The following is an 18,045-nucleotide window of genomic DNA, read 5'->3' on the forward strand; positions in this document are numbered from 1 at the left end:
ACCCGCATGGCGCCGCCGTGCGAGAACCCCGGCCGATGGGCGGAGGGGTGTGATGAAAATCTCGATCGCGGGACTGAAGATCGGCTGGCGGACGCTGGCCGGAGCCCTGGTGGGCCTGGCGGGCGGAGGCGGTCTGCTGTTCGCCGCCGGCGCGATCGGCGCAGCGCCGCCGCCCAAGCCGGCCTATCTTCAGGCCTTCCCCTATTTCGCGCCGAAGCTGACGCCCCAGATGCCGGGCGACGTCGACATCACGCTGAAGACCGCGCTCGAAAAGGCCCAGAAGTTCGCGGAGGTCCAGCGCGAGTTCGACCTCTATTCCTGGCAGATGTTCCTGGCCCTCGCCTGGCCGACCAACAACCAGGGCCAGGCCGCGCCGTCCCTGACCGACACCCGGTTCGGCGCTCCGCGCTGGACGCTGTGGCACAACTCGGCCGACATCTACCAGACCGACGGCGCGCGGCCCGTGGCCTGCGGGTTGGAGCCCAAGGCCAGGACGCTGGTCCTGAGCCGCGGCCTGGCCAAGCCGGTCAGCAAGGGCCTGGCGGCCTTCTCGGCCCAGGCCACGGCCAACGCCGACCCGCGCGGGACCCGCTTCCTGGGCGTGGTCTCGGCGGTGGGCGAGCTGAACGCCGCCAATCTCAGCGAGATCGACCAGGCCTTCACCGGCCCGCTGATCGACCAGAACGGCGAGTTCGTCTTCTACGAGATCATGATCGACCCCAACGAGGTCGGCTATCTCTGCGACAAGGGCCTTTACAACATCAACGGCCAGGTCGCGTTCTCCAAGGCCGGCGGCAAGGTCGACATGCCCACGGGCACGCCGCAACAGGACTGGAGCGGGTCGTTCGAGCTGAAGCTGGCCTGGCGGATTCTCAAGCCGGGCAAGGACGACTTCGGCCGCTTCTACACCAACCCGGCGGTGGTCATGGACCAGGGACCGAACGGCCAGCCGGTGGAGCGCAAGGTCATCGTCGGCCTGGTCGGCCTGCACATCGGCCACAAGAGCACGACCTCGCCGCAATGGATCTGGTCGACCTTCGAGCAGGTCGACAACCTCGACGTCGACCCGGTGGCCCACCCCAAGCTGGCCCCGTCGTTCTTCGATCCCAACTGCCCAATCTGCGCGGTCAACCAGCTGCCCCAGCAGGTCAATGGCGTCTATCCGCGCATCCCCACCCAGGTCTCGCGAGCCATCCCGATCCCCGGCGACAAGCTGGCTCTCAACGCCCAGGCCCAGGCGGTGTTGAAGCAGCTTGGCTCGGTCTGGCAGTATTACCAGCTGATCGACACCCAGTGGCCGACCAACCCGAAGGCCGCGCCGTCGTCCTGGAATGGCGGCCTGCCCAACGCGATCACCAACAAGCCCGGGGGCAATCCCACGCCGGTGATGTTGACCAACGTCACCATGGAAACCTACTTCCAGACTGGCAACCAGCAGGCCTGCCACGGCGAGGAACGGCCGGCGGGCGTCAACTGCCCCGCCGTGCCGCCGGTGTGGAACTCGGCCCTGAACAACAAGCCGCCGCCGCTGGTCAAGTCGGACCACCCCAACACCCTGACCTTCCAGTCGGAGAGCTGCATGGGCTGCCACTCGTCGGCCGGCATCTGGACCAGCTATGATCCGAAGACCGGCACGGGCGCGCAATCGGGCCAGCTCTCCGCCGACTTCTCCTGGCTGCCCAGCCAGAAGGCCAGCTACCAGACGGGCGGGCAGTAGGGGTCGCCAACGACGCCTCGGCCCTGTCCGAGGCGTCTACCGTCCCAGCCGGTCGATGACCTCGGCGTTGCTCATCGCGCGACCGATCTTGCCGTCCATGTAGCGCAGCGAGATCTCGGCGTGCGCCGGGTCATGCGAGGCCAGGCAGTCGGTGGCGAGGATCACGCGCAGGTCGCGTTGATAGGCGTCGATGGCCGTCGTGCGGACGCAGGCATGGGTGTTGACGCCGGCCAGCGTCACCTCGCCAATGCCGCGCGCGGCCAGAACGGAATCCAGATCGGTCCCGAAGAAGGCGCTGTAGCGCTTCTTCACCAACACCAGGTCTTCCGGCCGGCGGTCGAGGCGGTTGTCGATCTCGGCGCCGCGCGTGCCCTCGATCGAGATTGAAATCTGTTTGTCGCGCATTTCGAGGAAGGCGTCGGAGAGGTCCGCGCGAAAGGCCTGGCGGACCCAGATCACCGGCAGGCCGCGAGCGCGAAAGGCGGTCGCCAGGTCATTGGTCCTCGCGACGATCCCGGCGCCGCGATCCTGGCCCGCCCGGTCGAGGAAGTCGTTGATCATGTCGATGACGATCAGGCCGGACGACATGGTCGGGGTCTCTACGGCGCCTTCCCCGTCTCGACATAGGCCTTCAACCGGTCGAGCTGCTCGTTGAGCACCCCGTCAACCGCCGGCGCGATCTTGTCCAGTCCGCCCTTCATGTAGCCGCCGACGTCGTAGGTCTGGACCAGGGTGGTCTTGCCGTCCTTCTCCGACAGGGCCCAGCTCAGGTGGCCGGCCGCGCCGCTCATCTGCAGCGGCCCCAGGCCGCCGAACAGGCGCAGGCCCCGGCCCGGCTGGGCGTAGACCACGCTCATGTGCAGCACCGAGCCGCCATTCGGCAGCTTCTCGCACAGGCAACCGCCGGACATCGCCGACAGCGACAGGTTGGCCGACGAACCCGACCATGTGTGGTCCTTGTTCCACCAGGCCGAGGGCTGGGTCAGGGCCACGTAGACCCTGTCGGCGGGGGCGTTGAGCACGGCCGTGCGCTTGACCTCGAAGCCGCCCGGCGTGGCGTCGACGACTTCGGCGTGAGTGGCTGTGGCGGTCAGCGCCAGGGCGGCGGCGATGAGCAGGTGTTTCATGGGGTCCCTCCCGGCCGCGGAACCGTCGGCCGGGCGGCGCCAACCGTCAAGGTCCTCCCCCTGTGGGGGAGGTGTCGGCGTAGCCGACGGAGGGGGGAGCATTCGGGTGGTGGCCACTGGCAGGGTCGACGACCCAAAACCGCCCCCCACCGATCGCCGCGCGATCGCCTCCCCCACAGGGGAGGACTTTTCGTCGCCTAAGCTGCCTCGAACCGCAGCGGGCCGCCCCAGAAGCTTTCGACCAGGCCGTTCTGCGGGCCCGGCGCGCCGGTGGTCAGGAACGTCCGGCCGCCGCCGGTCCCCGGGTTCAGCTCCGGGTGGCGCTGGAAATAGAGCTCCAGGGCGTCGGCGGTGGCCTGGGGCTGCTGGATCATCGGGGTGCCGGCCGGCAGGGCGGCGCGGAACATGTCGGCGACGATCTCGTAGTGGGTGCAGCCCAGGATCGCCCGGTCGGGATAGCGGCCAATGCGGGTCTTCAGCTGCTGGACATGGCGCTCGACCTCGGTGGCCAGCTCCACGGCCCCGGCGTCGGCCTCGATCATCCGCGCCAGGTTGGGGCAGGGCTCGGAGAACACCGCCACGTCCTGGCGGCGCTTGTCGATCTCGATCTCGTAGACCCGGCTGGCGGTGGTGCCGGGGGTCGAGAACACCCCGAGGACGTCCAGCTGCTCGACCTTCTCGCCGCGCCGCTCGGCCTCGTGCTCCCAGGGCAGGCCGGTGGCCGCCTCGATGGTCGGGACGATGATGCCCAGCACGTTGACCGGCCGGCCCAGGGCCTTGCGGTAGCCCGGCAGCCAGGTCTGCTGCAGGCGGCGCAGGGCGATGGCCGAGGCGGTGTTGCAGGCCAGGATGACGACACTGGCCCCGGCGTCGAACAGCCGCTCGCAGCCGGCCCGGGTCAGGTCGACGATTTCCTCGCCCGGCCGGCCGCCATAGGGGGCGTTGGCCTGGTCGGCGAGATAGATGAAGTCCGCCTGGGGCAGACGGTTCACGAGGGCGCGGTGGACCGTGAGGCCTCCCACGCCGGAGTCGAAGACGCCGATGGACATGCCCCAGGCTTAGCGCGCGGTCGCCGGGCCGTCCACGCGGCGCGTTTGAGATTCCGGTGCAGGGGCGGCGCGAATCCGGCGCCGGGGCATGAAACGTCCCCGTGCGCCATGGCGTTACGCGAATCCTGTCGTCGAATTCATGTTCGCGGGACGGTTTCGTCGTGAAATCGCTTCCGCGCGCGCGACCGGGCGCTCTAGGGTCGAGGTTCGTCCTTTCGGAGTCCCACCTTGAAGCGTCGCTCCTTTCTCGCCGCCGCCAGCGCCACGGCCCTGATGCCCATGACCGCCAAAGCCACCTCCCCCATCCCGGCCGAAAACCCGCTGGTCGCGCCCTGGACCGGCCCCCACGGCGGCGTGCCGCCCTTCGACAAGGTCAGGCCCGAACTGTTCGCCGGCGCCTTCGAGGCCGCCATGGCCGACCAGCGCCAGAAGATCTTCGCCCTGACCGCCAAGCGCTCGGCGCCGACCTTCGAGGGCGTGATCGCCGCGCTGGAGGATTCCGGTCGGGCGCTGGCCCGGGTCTATGCTCCGTTCGGGGTCTTCACCTCGACCATGAACGACGCGGCCATGCAGAAGGTCGAGGCCGAGACCACGCCGAAACTGGCGGCGTTCAACGACGAGATCGTCCAGAACGAGCAGCTCTTCGCCCGCATCAAGACGGTCTACGACGCCCGCGAGACCAGCGGCCTGACGCCGGAGCAGAAGCGCCTGGCCTGGGTGATCTACAACAACTTCGCCCGCCAGGGCGCGGCGCTGGACGCGGCCAAGAAGGCCCGCCTGGGCCAGATCAACCAGGCGCTGGCCAGCCTCTACACCAAGTTCGGCCAGAACGAGCTGGCCGACGAGGAGAACTACGTCCTGACGCTGGAGAGCGAGGCCGACCTGACCGGCCTGCCGGACTCGATCCGGGCCGGCGCGGCCGCGGCGGCCGAGGAGAAGGGCCAGAAGGGCAAGTGGCTGTTCACCAACACCCGCTCGTCGATGGAGCCCTTCCTGGTCTATTCCGATCGTCGCGACCTGCGCGAGAAGGGCTGGAAGATGTGGGTGTCGCGCGGCGACAACGGCAACGCCAACGACAACAAGGCGGTGATCACCGACATCCTCAAGCTGCGAGCCGAGAAAGCCCAGCTGCTGGGCTTTCCGACCTACGCCCACTGGATCACGGCCGACAACATGGCCAAGACCCCGGACGCGGCCATGAACCTGATGATGCAGGTCTGGAAGCCGGCCGCGGCCCGCGTCCACGAAGAGGTCGCCGACATGCAGAAGGTCGCCGACGCGGAAGGCGCCACCTTCAAGATCGCGCCCTGGGACTACCGGCACTACGCCGAGAAGGTCCGCAAGGCGCGGTATGACCTCGACCAGAACGTGGTCAAGCCCTACCTGCAGCTGGAGAAGCTGCGCGAGGCCATCCACTGGGCGGCCGGCCAGCTGTACGGCTTCACCTTCACCCAGGTCACCGACGTGCCGGTCTGCCATCCGGACGTCCGCGTCTGGGAGGTGACCAAGGGCGCCGAGCGCGTCGGCCTGTGGTACTTCGACCCCTATGCCCGAGCCGGCAAGCAGTCGGGCGCCTGGATGAGCGAGTACCGCACCCAGGAGAAATTCAAGGGCGTGGTGACGCCGATCGTCTCCAACAACTGCAACTTCGTGAAGGGCAAGCCCGGTGAGCCGGTGCTGATCTCGTGGGACGACGCCGTCACCCTGTTCCACGAGTTCGGCCACGCCCTGCATGGCCTGAACTCCAGCGTGAACTACCCGACCCTGGCCGGCACCAACGTGGCCCGCGACTTCGTCGAGTTCCCCAGCCAGCTGAACGAGCACTGGCTGCCGACCAAGCCGGTGCTGACCAAGTTCGCCGTCCACTACCAGACCGGCCAGCCGATCCCCGACGACCTGGTGGCCAAGATCGAGAAGGCCCACACCTTCAACCAGGGCTTCTCGACCGTCGAATACCTGTCCTCGGCGATCTACGACATGAAGATCCACCTGGCCGCCCAGTGGGGTACGGGGGGCCAGGCCATCGACCCGGCGGCTTTCGAGACGGCGACGATGGCCGAGATCGGCATGCCGTCGGAGATCGTCATGCGCCACCGGCCGACCCAGTTCGGCCATATCTTCTCGGGCGACGGCTATTCGGCCGGCTACTACAACTACATCTGGGCCGACACCCTGACCGCCGACGCCGCGGAGGCCTTCGAGGAGGCGCCGGGCGGCTTCTACGACAAGGCGCTGGCCAAGCGCCTGCACGACGACATCATGAGCGTCGGCAACACCATCGAGGCCGGCGAGGCCTTCCGCCGCTTCCGCGGCCGCGACGTGAAGATCGGGGCCTTGATGCGCAACCGCGGCTTTCCGGTTCCGCCGGGGGCGTAGGGGCGGCGCCAACGACTGGATCGGGGACATGCGCATGCGCATGTCCCCGGCTCCGTTCGATCATTTTCAGATATATCTAAATCCGCTCTTGACCTGATCCTAATCCGATATATCTATAACTTCGATATAACGAAACAGGATCTAAAACCACATGTTTGGACGTCATTTCCACCACCATCCCGGCCGCCCCGGCGGCCATGGCGGCGCTCACAGCCGCCACCCGTTCGGCTTCCACGGCCATGAAGGCCATCACCGCCGCGGCGGCCGCATGGGCCGGTTCTTCGACCACGGCGATCTGCGCCTGGTCGTGCTCAAGCTGATCGCCGACAAGCCCAGCCACGGCTACGAGCTGATCAAGGCCGTCGAGACCGCCGCCGGCGGCGCCTATACCCCCAGCCCCGGTGTGATCTACCCGACCCTGACCCTGCTCGAGGAGCTGGGCTACGTCACCGCGGCCGACGCCGGCGGCGGCAAGAAGCTCTATACGATCACCGACGAGGGCCGCGCCTTCCTGGAGAGCAACAGCCAACCGGTCCACGGCCTGTTCACCCGCATGGCCGAAGCCGCCGCCCAGAGCGCCGCCTTCTCGCCGCAGATCATGCGGGCCCGCGAGAACGTCAAGACCGCCCTGCGCCTGAAGCTGACCGCCGGCCAGCTGACGCCCGAGCAGATCTCGGCCATCGCCAAGGTGTTGGACGACGCGGCCGCCGCCATCGAGGGGATCTAGCGTCATGCAGAGCCATGCCCGCCTGAACACCGACAAGGCCGCGCGCTACATGACCCAGTTGGCCAAGCATTGGAGCCACAGGTTCGAGGTGGCGCTCGACGCCACCTCGGCGCGGATCCCGCTGCCGGTTGGAACCTGTGTCATGCTGGCCGAACCGGACGGCCTGAACGTCACCGTCGAGGCCGCGGAACTGGACAGCCTGGCCAGGCTGGAGGACGTGGTCGCCGAGCACCTGCTGCGCTTCGCGTTCCGCGAACCGGTCGCCCGGCTGGCCTGGACACGGGCCTGGGAGGCGGGGCGGATCGACCCGCCGACCCTGCGGATCAACCGCGTCATGTCGTAAATGCCCACGAATAGGGCGCCAATCACGGAAATTTTTGGATTCTGACCTGAGACACACGGTCAAGGTCGCTTGCATGATCTCCGGAACAGGCGTCTCCTTCTCGTGCAAGCCCCGCTAGAGGGCTGTGGAGGAAACCCATGGGTCACGTGGTTCGCGATGCCGCGTTTCGCGCGCGCGCAAGCCGTCGACAAGTCCGCCCGAGCGGGCTTCTGGTCGTCACCGTCTTCACGCTCATGCTGTGGGCCGGCCTGGCCATGCTGATCATCCGCGCCATCTAGGGGCTTGATCGCTGGCCGGCCGCGTCAGCGTAGGCCGCGCAGTACGTCGATCCGCCGCATGGCCTTGCCCGGCAGGGCCGACACCGGACCCAGGGGCAGGGATTCGACGACCTCGCGCAGGCCGTAGGCGGCCTTGCGCGCCAGGGTCGAGACCGAGGGCGCGCCCAGGAAACCGAACATCACGCTCTGCTGACGGTTCGACAGTTCGCGCTTGAAGCGATAGTCGCCGGCCCCGAGGTCCAGTCGCTGGTAGGGGCTGTCGTCCATGCCGCGCAGGATGTCCTGGAACAGCAGCAGCCCCGGCGAATAGCGCTCGAACTTCGGATCGTGGGCGATCAGCCAGCCGTGGATCGTGCCGCCGCCGCGCAGGTGGAAATGCGCCGCCACCAGTTCGTCGCCCAGGTGCAGGGTGTAGAGCCCGCCGCCGAACAGCGGGTCACGGGTCTCGAACAGGGCCTCGATCAGCCGCATGACCCAAGGGGTCTTGAACAGGTCGGTCTGGCCGGTCGCCGCCAGCTGGGCCCGTTTCCAGGCGATCAGCTGCTCGAAATCGGCGCGCGAGTCAGACAGGACGGTGAAGCGGGCCGGGCCCACCTCGCGCTCGGCCTTGCGGCGCTTCTTGTCGATGTCCTTGAGCGCCCCGACCCCGGCCGCCTTGCGCTGGGCCTCATAAGCGTCGTAGCCCTCGGCGAGCTCGACGATCCACGAGGTGTTCTGGCCCCGGCCGTGGCCGTGGAAGGCCGGGTCGTCGGCCTGCATGTGGCAGAAGTCGTAGCGCGACACGTCCAGGGCCAGCAGCATGGCGCGGGGATCGGCCGGGAAGTCGTCGCGGGTCACGATGGCCTGGTAGTCGCACATCGGCGCGCCGACCGGCATGGCGGTGGAGCCGCGCCGGCGCACCGCCAGGAAGGCGGCCGGCAGGCCGGCGACGTCGTTCTGGATCGCCACCTGGACGCCGCTGGCCGGGCCCTGGGCGCGCGCCACGGCTTGCGCCCATTGGGGCGAAAGGAACGGACTGTCGAAACGCGGCGCGGACGCCTGCGCGGCCGACCAGCTCGCGCTGACCTCCGGCGACAGTTCCAAGGCGGGGACGACGTCGATCTTCAAGGCAACCTCGATCCGGGCCAGGCCGGAAGTTTGGCCGGATGTTCGGCCAAGATCATGCCGCCGATAGATTGAACGAGGGTTTACGGACCGAAGAACGACGTTCGTCGGGCTTGCGGCATAATCACCGGTCGGCGGCTTCGACCGTTCTCGCCCTCGCAACCCGTCATCCCGGGCCTTGTTGTTCAGCCCAGGACCCCTTGCATCCGGATCGCGGCGTTCCGGGGGGCCTCCACGATCTCAGCGCGGGATGTAGATCAGCCCCAGGCCGATCACGCCCACCACGATCCGCCACCAGGCGAAGGGGGTGAAGCCGCGCTTGCCGACGAAGTCGATCATATATTTCACCACCACCAGGCCCGACAGGAACGACACCACGAAGCCCACCGCGATGGCGCCGGCGTGGCTGGCGTCGATCTGGTCGTAGCTCTTGTAGAGATCGAGCACGAAGGCCCCGACCATGATCGGGATGGCCATGAAGAACGAGAACTCGGCGGCCGCCTTGCGTTCGACGCCCAGCAACATCGAGCCGACGATGGTCGAGCCCGAGCGCGAGACGCCCGGCAGCAGCGACAGGCACTGGAACAGGCCGATGAACAGGGCGGTCTTCAGGCTCAGCGCCATGCCGTCGAGCTCGCGGGCCGGCGGGGCCTTCTTGTCAACGATCAGCAGGATCACCCCGCCGATGATCAGCGACACGCAGATCACCTGCGGCAGGAACGGGTTCTCGAAGAAGTGCTTGATCACCCCGTGCAGGGCCAGGCCGGCGACGAAGGCGGGGATGCAGCCGATGATCACGCTGAGCGCGAAGCGGCGGGCCTCGGGCCTGGTCGGCAGGCCGACCACCACCGCCCACAGGCGCTGGAAATAGAGGGCGACCACGGCCAGCACCGCGCCCAGCTGGATCAGCACGATGAAGGTGTCCCAAGCCGGGTCGGTCAGGCCCAGGGCGATCTTGGTCAGCAACAGATGGCCCGTCGACGAGACGGGGATGAATTCCGTCAGGCCCTCGACCAGGCCCAGCACGATCGCGATCAGCCAATCCGGCATCGTCATTCCTCTAGGCGCGGGGGCCTGCAAAAAGCTTGGCGCCGGGCGTGCGCCCGACACGGTAAACGGAGGGTTTACCGGTATTGAGGGCCAGATTGAGGAGGCGCCGTGACGGTGACAACCGCTGTCGCCATCATCGGCCCATTTGTCTTCCGGGGGCCGCCGTACGTGGCTCTTTCTCGCCGAAGCAGAACGATAAGGAGTCACTCGGCTTGGCGGCCGGCCTAGATTTCCTGGTTGTACTTGCCGACCCGATCACCCAGGCGCGGCTTCACCTCTTCACGGAAGAGGGCGCGCATGTCGTCCTCGGTCTGGGTGCTCTCGACCACGACCACGATCTCGGGCTTGTTGGACGAGGCGCGAACCAGCACCCACGAGCCGTCTTCCAGGTGCACGCGCACGCCGTTGACGGTGATCACCTCGGTGATCCCGCGGCCCAGGATCGAGCCGCCGGCGGCGAACAGGTCCTGATATTCCTTCACCACGTCGTCGACGACGCCGTACTTCACCTCGTCGCCGCAGTGCGGGCTCATGGTCAGGGAGGTGAAGGCCACCGGCAGGGCCTTGCGCATGTCCGACAGCTTCAGACCCGGATTGCGGTCCAGCATGGCCAGAATGGCGGCGGCGGCGGTCAGGCCGCAGTCGTAGCCGTAGCCCAGGTCGCCGTTCATGAAGAAGTGGCCGCTCTTCTCGAAGCCCGCCAGGGCGCCCAGCTCGGCGCTCTTGCGCTTGATGTAGCTGTGGCCGGTCTTCCAGTAGATCACCTTGCAGCCATGGGCGGCCAGGATGGGGTCGGTGGCGTAGAGGCCCGTGGACTTCACGTCGACCACGAAGGTCGCGCCGGGATGCAGCGGGGCCAGGTCGCGGGCCAGCATCAGGCCGATCTTGTCGGCGAAGATCTCCTGGCCCTCGTCGTCGACCACGCCGCAGCGGTCGCCGTCGCCGTCGAAGCCGAAGGCCAGGTCCGCGCCGTGCTCGCGGACGGCGGCGGCCATCGCGTGCAGCATTTCCTGATCTTCCGGGTTCGGATTGTATTTCGGGAAGGTGTAGTCGAGCTCGGTGTCCATGCCGATCATCTCGCTCACGCCCATGCGACGCAGGCCCTCGACGGCGAAGGCGCCGGCCGTGCCGTTGCCGCAGGCGGCGATCACCTTGAGCGGCCGGGTGATCTGGGCGCGCTTGGCGACGTCGGCGATATAGCGCTCGGCCTCGCCCGCGACGCGGATCAGCTTGCCGCCGTCCCGTTCGATGAACTGGCCGCCCAGCACGATCGTCTTCAGCCGGCCCATCTCGTCGGGACCGAAGGTCAGCGGGCGTTGGGCGCCCATCTTGACGCCGGTCCAGCCGTTCTCGTTGTGGCTGGCGGTGACCATGGCCACGCAGGGGATGTCGAGGTCGAACTGGGCGAAATAGGCCGTCGGCGACAGGGCCAGGCCGATGTCGTGAACCTCGCAGCCGGCCGACAGCAGGCCCAGGGTCAGGGCCTGCTTGATCGAGGCGGAGTAGGAACGGAAATCGTGGCCGACCACGATCTTCGACAGCCCCAGTTCATGGATGTACGTCCCCAGGCCCAGGCCCAGGGCCTGCACGCCCAGCAAGTTGATCTCCGGTCCGAACAGCCAGCGCGCGTCGTACTCGCGAAACCCGGTGGCCTTGACCAAGGGCTCGTTCTCATAGGCGGCGGTGTTGGGGACGAGGTCGGCGCGGGGGGCGGAGAACATCTGGGCTCGCTTCATTTGTAATGCGTGGTGTTTATCAGAGTTAGACTAATCTTGGCTTCGTGTTCGGGGCGAAGACATCAATCCCGGCCGGCACGACAGGGTCTGAAATACAGAGATAGATGCCTCGGTTCTGGAAATTCCCGTGCCCTTTAGCTGGCGCTGGGTTGTTGGATGGAGCGTCTAAGTTGAGCCCGCGCATTGGCAGCTTGTTAAAGCGGACGACTGCTTAAGGCAATGCCCCAAGTCGATGCGGACCCGCCGCTCCTTTGGCGGGGCTACCCTTTAACAAGGGCGAGGCGCGGCCTTCGCGACGCGGGGCGGGGGTCGAGAAATCCGCCCATGGACTGGCGGTCAAATTCCAGCCGAAAGCGCAATTGTCAAAAAAATAGACCACTATGCCCGATAGTTGAGAGGCGTTCTCAGTAACAAGGATTGAAGGGTCAAGTTATTTGTCCACTAAGTTGACCTATGCATTCTTCTTGCCCCAAAGAGTCCGTATGAGGCCCTCGCACGCAAATTTTTCCCCGGAAGCGGGGACGAGGGAAGTCGCATGGCCGAGCGCATGCTGAAATTCACGACCGTGGCCCGCAAGACGCCCGAAAAGCGGGCGGCCGAGGCGCGCAACGGCGACTTCCACGAGATCTACGCCGACTTCATCGACGCCAAGGCCACCGAGCAGGCCTCGCGTTGCTCGCAATGCGGCGTGCCGTTCTGCCAGACCCACTGCCCGCTGCACAACAACATCCCCGACTGGCTGCGGATGACCGCCGAAGGCCGGCTGGAGGAAGCCTATCAGTTGTCGCAGGCCACCAATTCCATGCCCGAGGTCTGCGGTAGAATCTGCCCGCAGGACCGCCTCTGCGAAGGCAACTGCGTCATAGAGCAATCGGGTCACGGAACGGTGACGATCGGCTCGGTCGAACGCTATCTGACCGACAAGGCCTGGGAGATGGGCTGGGTGAAGCCGCTGGCCGCCGGTCCGGCCCGCGGCCAGTCGGTGGGAATCATCGGCGCCGGTCCCGCCGGCCTGTCGGCGGCCGAGATGCTGCGCGAGGACGGCTACGACGTCACCGTCTACGACCGCCACGATCGGGCCGGCGGCTTGCTGATCTACGGCATTCCCGGCTTCAAGCTGGAAAAGGACGTGGTCGAGCGTCGCACCCAGCGCCTGGCCGACGGCGGCGTGGACTTCAAGCTGGGCTTCGAGGTCGGCCGCGACGCGTCCTTGCAGGACCTGCGCGACCAGCACGACGCCGTGCTGATCGCCACCGGCGTCTACGCGGCCCGTGAAATGACCGTCCCGGGCGCCGGCAGCGAAGGCGTGACGCCGGCGCTGGACTACCTGATCGCCTCCAACCGCGTGGGCCTGGGCGACAGCGTCCCCGAATACGACAGCGGCGTGCTGAACGCGGCCGGCAAGGACGTGGTGGTGGTCGGCGGCGGCGACACCGCCATGGACTGCGTGCGCACCGCCGTCCGCCAGGGCGCGACCTCGGTCACCTGCCTCTATCGCCGCGACAAGGCCAACATGCCCGGCTCGCTGCGCGAAGTGGCCAACGCCGAGGAAGAGGGCGTGATCTTCGAATGGCTGGCCGCGCCGCGCGCGGTGATGGGCGAGGCCACCGGCGTCACCGGCGTGCGCTCCATCCGCATGCGCCTGGGCGCTCCGGACGCCTCCGGCCGCCAGACTCCGGAAGAGATCGAGGGCGGCGACTTCGACCGTCCGGCCCAGCTGGTGGTCAAGGCCCTGGGCTTCGAGCCCGAGAACCTGCCCGAGCTGTTCGGCGCGCCGGACCTGAAGACCACGCGCTGGGGCACGGTCAAGGCCGACGTTCGCCACCAGATGACCAATCTGGACGGCGTGTTCGCGGCCGGCGACATCGTGCGCGGCGCCTCCCTGGTGGTCTGGGCGATCAAGGACGGCCGCGACGCCGCCGACGCCATCGGCCGCTACCTGCAGACCAAGACCGGCGCCGCGGCGCTGATCGCGGCGGAGTAAGATCATGTCCGAACTCGACCTCTATCTGAAGAACCGCCAGGCCCTGATCGACGGCCACGCCTATGACCCGACGACCGAGCGCGACGCGTGCGGCGTCGGCCTGGTCTGCGCCATCGACGGCCAGCCGCGCCGCGAGGTTGTCGAGCTGGCGATCAAGGCCCTGAAGGCCCTTTGGCACCGGGGCGCGGTCGACGCCGACGGCAAGACCGGCGACGGGGCCGGCGTGCTGGTCTCGGTGCCGCAGGACTTCTTCGTCGACCAGGTGCGCCGCACCGGCCACGCCCTGCGCCAGGGCCCGATCGCCGTCGGCCAGGTGTTCCTGCCGCGCACCGACCTGGGCGCCCAGGAGGCCTGCCGGACGATCGTCGAGGCCGAGGCCCTGCGCTTCGGTTTCTATATCTATGGCTGGCGGCAGGTGCCGGTCGACACCTCGGTGATCGGCGAGAAGGCCAACGCCACCCGTCCCGAGATCGAGCAGATCATGCTGGCCGCCCCGGCCGGCCTGGAGGGCGAGGCGCTGGAGCGCGCTCTGTTCCTGTGCCGCAAGCGTATCGAAAAGCGCGTCCACGCCCAGAACCTGTCGGGCTTCTACCTGTGCTCGTTCTCGGCCAAGTCCTTGATCTACAAGGGCATGTTCCTGGCCGAGCATATCGACGAGTTCTATCCGGACCTCAAGGACGAGCGGTTCTCGGCGGCGGTGGCGATCTTCCACCAGCGCTATTCGACCAACACCTTCCCCGAATGGCGCCTGGCCCAGCCGTTCCGGATGCTGGCCCACAATGGTGAGATCAACACCATCAAGGGCAACATCAACTGGATGAAGTCCCACGAGATCAAGATGGCGGCCGACGCCTTCGGTGAGTTCGGGGACGACGTGAAGCCGGTGATCCAGCCGGGCGGCTCGGACAGCGCCAACCTGGACAACACCTTCGAGGTGCTGGTCCGGGCCGGCCGCGACGCGCCGATGGCCAAGGCCCTGCTCGTGCCGGAAGCCGCCAACGCGCACATGAGCGCCTCGCACAAGGCGCTCTATTCCTACTGCAACGCGGTGATGGAGCCGTGGGACGGCCCGGCCGCCCTGTGCGCCACCGACGGCCGCTGGGTGGTGGCCGGCAAGGACCGCTCGGGCCTGCGGCCGCTGCGCGTGGCCTATACCGACGACGGTCTGGTGATCATGGGCTCGGAAGCGGGCATGTGCGGCGTCGAGGAAAGCCGCATCACCCGCAAGCTGGCCATCTCGCCCGGCCGGATGATCGCCATCGACCTGGCGGAAGGCAAGCTCTACGGCGAGGACGCCATCATCGACGAACTGGCCGGCCGCCACCCCTATACCGAGTGGCTGGGCAACATGGTCGATCTCGAAAAGGAGATCGGCCCCGGCCCCGAGCCGCGCCGGTACGGCCGCGAGGAACTGACCCGCCGGCAGGCCGCCGCCGGCTTCAGCCTCGAAGACCTGGAAATGGTCCTCGCGCCGATGGTCGAGGAGGGAAAGGAAGCCGTCGGCTCGATGGGCGACGACGCGCCCCTGGCCGTGCTGTCGGAAAAGTATCGGCCGCTCAGCCACTTCTTCCGCCAGAACTTCAGCCAGGTGACCAACCCGCCGATCGACCCCCTGCGGGAAACCGGCGTCATGAGCCTGAAGACCCGGTTCAAGAACCTCGGCAACATCCTGGCCCAGGACGCGGCCCAGGCCGATGTCTACGTGCTGGAAAGCCCGGTCCTGACCACCGGCATGTACGAGCGCATCCACGGCCTGCTGGGCGAAAAGAGCGTGGTGGTCATCGACTGCACCATGCCGCTGCCGGCCCCCGAGGCGCGCCCCGGCGACGCCCTGCGCGCCAACCTCGACCGCATCCGGGCCGAGGCCGAGGACGCCGTGCTGCGCGGCTGCGGAGCCATCGTCCTGACCGACGAGGGCTCGCAAGCCGACCGCGTCGCCCTGCCGATGATCCTGGCCACCGGCGGTGTCCACGCCCACCTGGTCGGCAAGGGCCTGCGCTCCTACGTCTCGATCATCGTCCGCTCGGCCGAATGCCTCGACACCCATTATTTCGCGGTGCTGGTCGGCGTCGGTGCGACGGCGGTCAACGCCTATCTGGCCCAGGAAAGCTTCCAGGACCGCCTGGAGCGCGGCCTGGTCGGCGACAAGTCGCTGCGCGACGTGTGCATCAACTTCAAGACCGCCATCGAGGGCGGCCTCCTGAAGATCATCTCCAAGATGGGCATCAGCGTCATCTCCTCGTACCGTGGCGGCTACAATTTCGAAGCCGTCGGCCTGTCGCGCGCCCTGGCCGCCGAGTTCTTCCCCGGCATGCCGTCGCGGATCTCGGGCATCGGCCTGGCCGGGCTGGAGAGCAAGGCGGTCGAGCTGCACCGCAAGGCCTGGGGCCCGGCGGCCGTCACCCTGCCGGTCGGCGGCCTCTACAAGCTGCGCCGCTCGGGCGAGAGCCACGCCTTCGAGGCGCGGCTGATCCACACCCTGCAGAGCGCCTGCGACACCGGCGACTACGAGCTCTATCGCCGCTGGTCCAACGGCCTGCGGACGCAGAAGCCGATCCAGCTGCGCGACCTGCTGGACTGGCGCTCGGACCGCAACCCGATCTCGACCGACGACGTCGAGAGCGTCAACGAGATCCGCAAGCGCTTCGTCACCCCGGGCATGAGCCTGGGCGCCCTGGGCCCCGAGGCGCACGGCGTGCTGAACATCGCCATGAACCGGATCGGCGCCAAGTCGGTGTCGGGCGAGGGCGGCGAGGACTCCGCCCGCTACAAGCCGCTGCCGAACGGCGACAACCCCAACAGCGCCATCAAGCAGGTGGCCTCGGGCCGGTTCGGCGTCACGGCCGAATATCTCAACCAGTGCCGCGAGATCGAGATCAAGGTCGCCCAGGGCGCCAAGCCCGGCGAGGGCGGGCAACTTCCTGGCTTCAAGGTCACGGAGATGATCGCCCGTCTGCGCCACGCGACGCCCGGCGTCATGCTGATCAGCCCGCCGCCGCACCACGACATCTATTCGATCGAGGACCTGGCCCAGCTCATCTACGACCTCAAGCAGATCAACCCGATCGCCCGGGTGACGGTCAAGCTGGTCGCCGCCACCGGCATCGGCGCGATCGCGGCCGGCGTGGCCAAGGCCAAGGCCGACGTCATCCTGGTGGCCGGCAATGTCGGCGGCACCGGCGCCTCGTCCCAGACCTCGGTGAAATATGCCGGCGGCCCGTGGGAAATGGGCCTGTCGGAAGCCAACCAGGTGCTGACCCTCAACAACCTGCGCCACTCGGTGGTGCTGCGCACCGACGGCGGCATCCGCACTGGCCGCGACGTGGTCATCGCCGCCATGCTGGGGGCCGAGGAGTTCGGCATCGGCACCGCGTCGCTGGTCGCCATGGGCTGCATCATGGTCCGCCAGTGCCACTCCAACACCTGTCCGGTGGGGGTCTGCACCCAGGACGAGGCCCTGCGCGCCAAGTTCACCGGCACGCCGGAAAAGGTCATCAACCTGTTCAGCTTCGTGGCTGAAGAGGTCCGCGAGATCCTGGCCGGCCTGGGCTTCAAGAGCCTGCTGGAGATCGTCGGCCGCACCGACCTGCTGGCCCAGGTCAGCCGGGGCGGCGAGCACCTCGACGACCTCGACCTCAACCCGCTGCTGGTCCGCGCCGATCCGGGCCACAACAAGCCCTATTGCACGGTCGAGGGCGGCCGCAACGCGGTGCCCGACACCCTGGACGCCCAGATCGTCCGCGACGCCGCGCCCCTGCTGGAACGCGGCGAGAAGATGCAGCTGACCTATACGGTCCGCAGCACCGCTCGCTCGATCGGCTCGCGCACCTCCAGCCACATCGTCCGCAAGTTCGGCATGAAGGGCCTGCCCGCCGGCCACCTGACGGTCCAGCTCAAGGGCTCGGCCGGCCAGAGCCTGGGGGCCTTCGCGGTCCAGGGCCTGCGCATCGAGCTGACCGGCGAGGCCAACGACTATGTCGGCAAGGGCCTGTCGGGCGCGACGATCGTCATCAAGCCGGCCCGCGGCCTGGCGGCGCCCGAGACCAACACCCTGATCGGCAACACCGTGCTGTTCGGGGCGACGGCCGGACGGCTGTTCGCGGCCGGCCAGGCCGGCGAGCGCTTCGCGGTCCGCAACTCCGGGGCCACCACGGTGGTCGAGGGCTGCGGGACCAACGGCTGCGAGTACATGACCGGCGGCCAGGTGGTGATCCTGGGCTCGACGGGCGCCAACTTCGGGGCCGGCATGACCGGCGGCATGGCCTTCGTGTTCGACCAGCACGGCCGGTTCGAGGCCAACATCAACCCCGACAGCATCGTCGTCCAGCGCCTGGCCTCGCCCTATTGGGAAGGCGTGCTGCGGTCGCTGGTGGCCGAACATGCCCGCGAGACCGACTCGGTGTTCGCCGAGAGCCTGCTGCGCGACTGGGACCGGGTGCGGGACCTGTTCTGGCAGGTCTGTCCCAAGGAGATGGTCTCGCGCCTGCCGCAGCCGCTGACGGCGGAACAGGCGGTCCACGAGCGGGCTTAGGCGGTTCTTCGCTCCTGCTTGGC

At 67.9% G+C, this 18,045-nt stretch carries 13 protein-coding genes; 7 read left to right on the plus strand and 6 right to left on the minus strand.

Features of this window, described 5'->3' with window-relative positions; all coding sequences use genetic code 11:
• The first annotated feature begins 52 nt into the window (after positions 1-52).
• On the plus strand, positions 53-1,717 hold the full coding sequence (locus ASD79_RS00730) for a hypothetical protein (RefSeq protein WP_056719114.1): 1,665 nt from the start codon (positions 53-55) through the stop codon (positions 1,715-1,717).
• Positions 1,718-1,753: 36 nt separating this feature from the next.
• Here ASD79_RS00730 and ASD79_RS00735 read toward each other — a convergent pair whose 3' ends face one another.
• The 3 genes from ASD79_RS00735 to ASD79_RS00745 all read right to left on the minus strand — a co-directional run bounded on the left by ASD79_RS00735 (position 1,754) and on the right by ASD79_RS00745 (position 3,893).
• Entirely contained in the window at positions 1,754-2,305 is a 552-nt protein-coding gene (locus tag ASD79_RS00735) for a cysteine hydrolase family protein (protein WP_056719119.1), read from the minus strand.
• Between the two features lie 11 nt (positions 2,306-2,316).
• Entirely contained in the window at positions 2,317-2,844 is a 528-nt protein-coding gene (locus ASD79_RS00740; protein ID WP_056719121.1) for an SRPBCC family protein, read from the minus strand.
• 197 nt (positions 2,845-3,041) lie between these two features.
• Complete coding sequence (locus tag ASD79_RS00745; protein WP_056719122.1) at positions 3,042-3,893, minus strand: glutamate racemase; 852 nt, start codon at positions 3,891-3,893, stop codon at positions 3,042-3,044.
• Positions 3,894-4,121: 228 nt separating this feature from the next.
• On the opposite strand from ASD79_RS00745, the gene ASD79_RS00750 reads away from it, so the two are divergent.
• The 4 genes from ASD79_RS00750 (at position 4,122) to ASD79_RS23620 (ending at position 7,617) form a co-directional block, all read left to right on the plus strand.
• Entirely contained in the window at positions 4,122-6,269 is a 2,148-nt protein-coding gene (locus ASD79_RS00750; RefSeq protein ID WP_200952260.1) for a M3 family metallopeptidase, read from the plus strand.
• Positions 6,270-6,420: 151 nt separating this feature from the next.
• On the plus strand, positions 6,421-6,996 hold the full coding sequence (locus ASD79_RS00755) for a PadR family transcriptional regulator (protein WP_162252319.1): 576 nt from the start codon (positions 6,421-6,423) through the stop codon (positions 6,994-6,996).
• Between the two features lie 4 nt (positions 6,997-7,000).
• Positions 7,001-7,339 (plus strand): DUF2218 domain-containing protein, encoded by a 339-nt coding sequence (locus tag ASD79_RS00760; protein ID WP_056719124.1) that lies wholly within the window; start codon positions 7,001-7,003, stop codon positions 7,337-7,339.
• 137 nt (positions 7,340-7,476) lie between these two features.
• Complete coding sequence (locus ASD79_RS23620) at positions 7,477-7,617, plus strand: hypothetical protein (protein WP_156400302.1); 141 nt, start codon at positions 7,477-7,479, stop codon at positions 7,615-7,617.
• 24 nt (positions 7,618-7,641) lie between these two features.
• Here ASD79_RS23620 and ASD79_RS00765 read toward each other — a convergent pair whose 3' ends face one another.
• The 3 genes from ASD79_RS00765 to ASD79_RS00775 all read right to left on the minus strand — a co-directional run bounded on the left by ASD79_RS00765 (position 7,642) and on the right by ASD79_RS00775 (position 11,492).
• Positions 7,642-8,724 carry a GNAT family N-acetyltransferase gene (locus ASD79_RS00765; RefSeq protein WP_056719126.1) on the minus strand — a complete coding sequence of 361 codons (1,083 nt, stop codon included), beginning with the start codon at positions 8,722-8,724 and terminating at the stop codon, positions 7,642-7,644.
• 237 nt (positions 8,725-8,961) lie between these two features.
• Complete coding sequence (locus tag ASD79_RS00770; RefSeq protein WP_056719843.1) at positions 8,962-9,771, minus strand: undecaprenyl-diphosphate phosphatase; 810 nt, start codon at positions 9,769-9,771, stop codon at positions 8,962-8,964.
• Positions 9,772-9,995: 224 nt separating this feature from the next.
• A complete protein-coding gene (locus ASD79_RS00775) occupies positions 9,996-11,492 on the minus strand; it encodes a phosphomannomutase/phosphoglucomutase (protein WP_056719844.1) in 1,497 nt (498 codons plus the stop codon).
• A 550-nt stretch (positions 11,493-12,042) separates the two neighbouring features.
• Here ASD79_RS00775 and ASD79_RS00780 point away from each other — a divergent pair.
• Positions 12,043-13,491, plus strand: a complete 1,449-nt coding sequence (locus tag ASD79_RS00780; protein WP_056719128.1) for an NAD(P)-dependent oxidoreductase — start codon at positions 12,043-12,045, stop codon at positions 13,489-13,491.
• A gap of 1 nt (position 13,492) precedes the next feature.
• Complete coding sequence (gene gltB / locus ASD79_RS00785; protein ID WP_156400303.1) at positions 13,493-18,022, plus strand: glutamate synthase large subunit; 4,530 nt, start codon at positions 13,493-13,495, stop codon at positions 18,020-18,022.
• Positions 18,023-18,045: the final 23 nt, after the last annotated feature.

This window comes from Caulobacter sp. Root655 (genome assembly GCF_001427665.1).
Lineage (GTDB): Bacteria > Pseudomonadota > Alphaproteobacteria > Caulobacterales > Caulobacteraceae > Caulobacter.

Coding starts and splice junctions, on each gene's coding strand:
- ASD79_RS00745 (WP_056719122.1), bottom strand. CDS start 3,893: ATGTCCATCGGCGTCTTCGACTCCGGCGTGGGAGGCCTCACGGTCCAC.
- ASD79_RS00740 (WP_056719121.1), bottom strand. CDS start 2,844: ATGAAACACCTGCTCATCGCCGCCGCCCTGGCGCTGACCGCCACAGCC.
- ASD79_RS00770 (WP_056719843.1), bottom strand. CDS start 9,771: ATGCCGGATTGGCTGATCGCGATCGTGCTGGGCCTGGTCGAGGGCCTG.
- ASD79_RS00730 (WP_056719114.1), top strand. CDS start 53: ATGAAAATCTCGATCGCGGGACTGAAGATCGGCTGGCGGACGCTGGCC.
- ASD79_RS00775 (WP_056719844.1), bottom strand. CDS start 11,492: ATGTTCTCCGCCCCCCGCGCCGACCTCGTCCCCAACACCGCCGCCTAT.
- ASD79_RS00735 (WP_056719119.1), bottom strand. CDS start 2,305: ATGTCGTCCGGCCTGATCGTCATCGACATGATCAACGACTTCCTCGAC.
- ASD79_RS00780 (WP_056719128.1), top strand. CDS start 12,043: ATGGCCGAGCGCATGCTGAAATTCACGACCGTGGCCCGCAAGACGCCC.
- ASD79_RS00755 (WP_162252319.1), top strand. CDS start 6,421: ATGTTTGGACGTCATTTCCACCACCATCCCGGCCGCCCCGGCGGCCAT.
- ASD79_RS00760 (WP_056719124.1), top strand. CDS start 7,001: ATGCAGAGCCATGCCCGCCTGAACACCGACAAGGCCGCGCGCTACATG.
- ASD79_RS23620 (WP_156400302.1), top strand. CDS start 7,477: ATGGGTCACGTGGTTCGCGATGCCGCGTTTCGCGCGCGCGCAAGCCGT.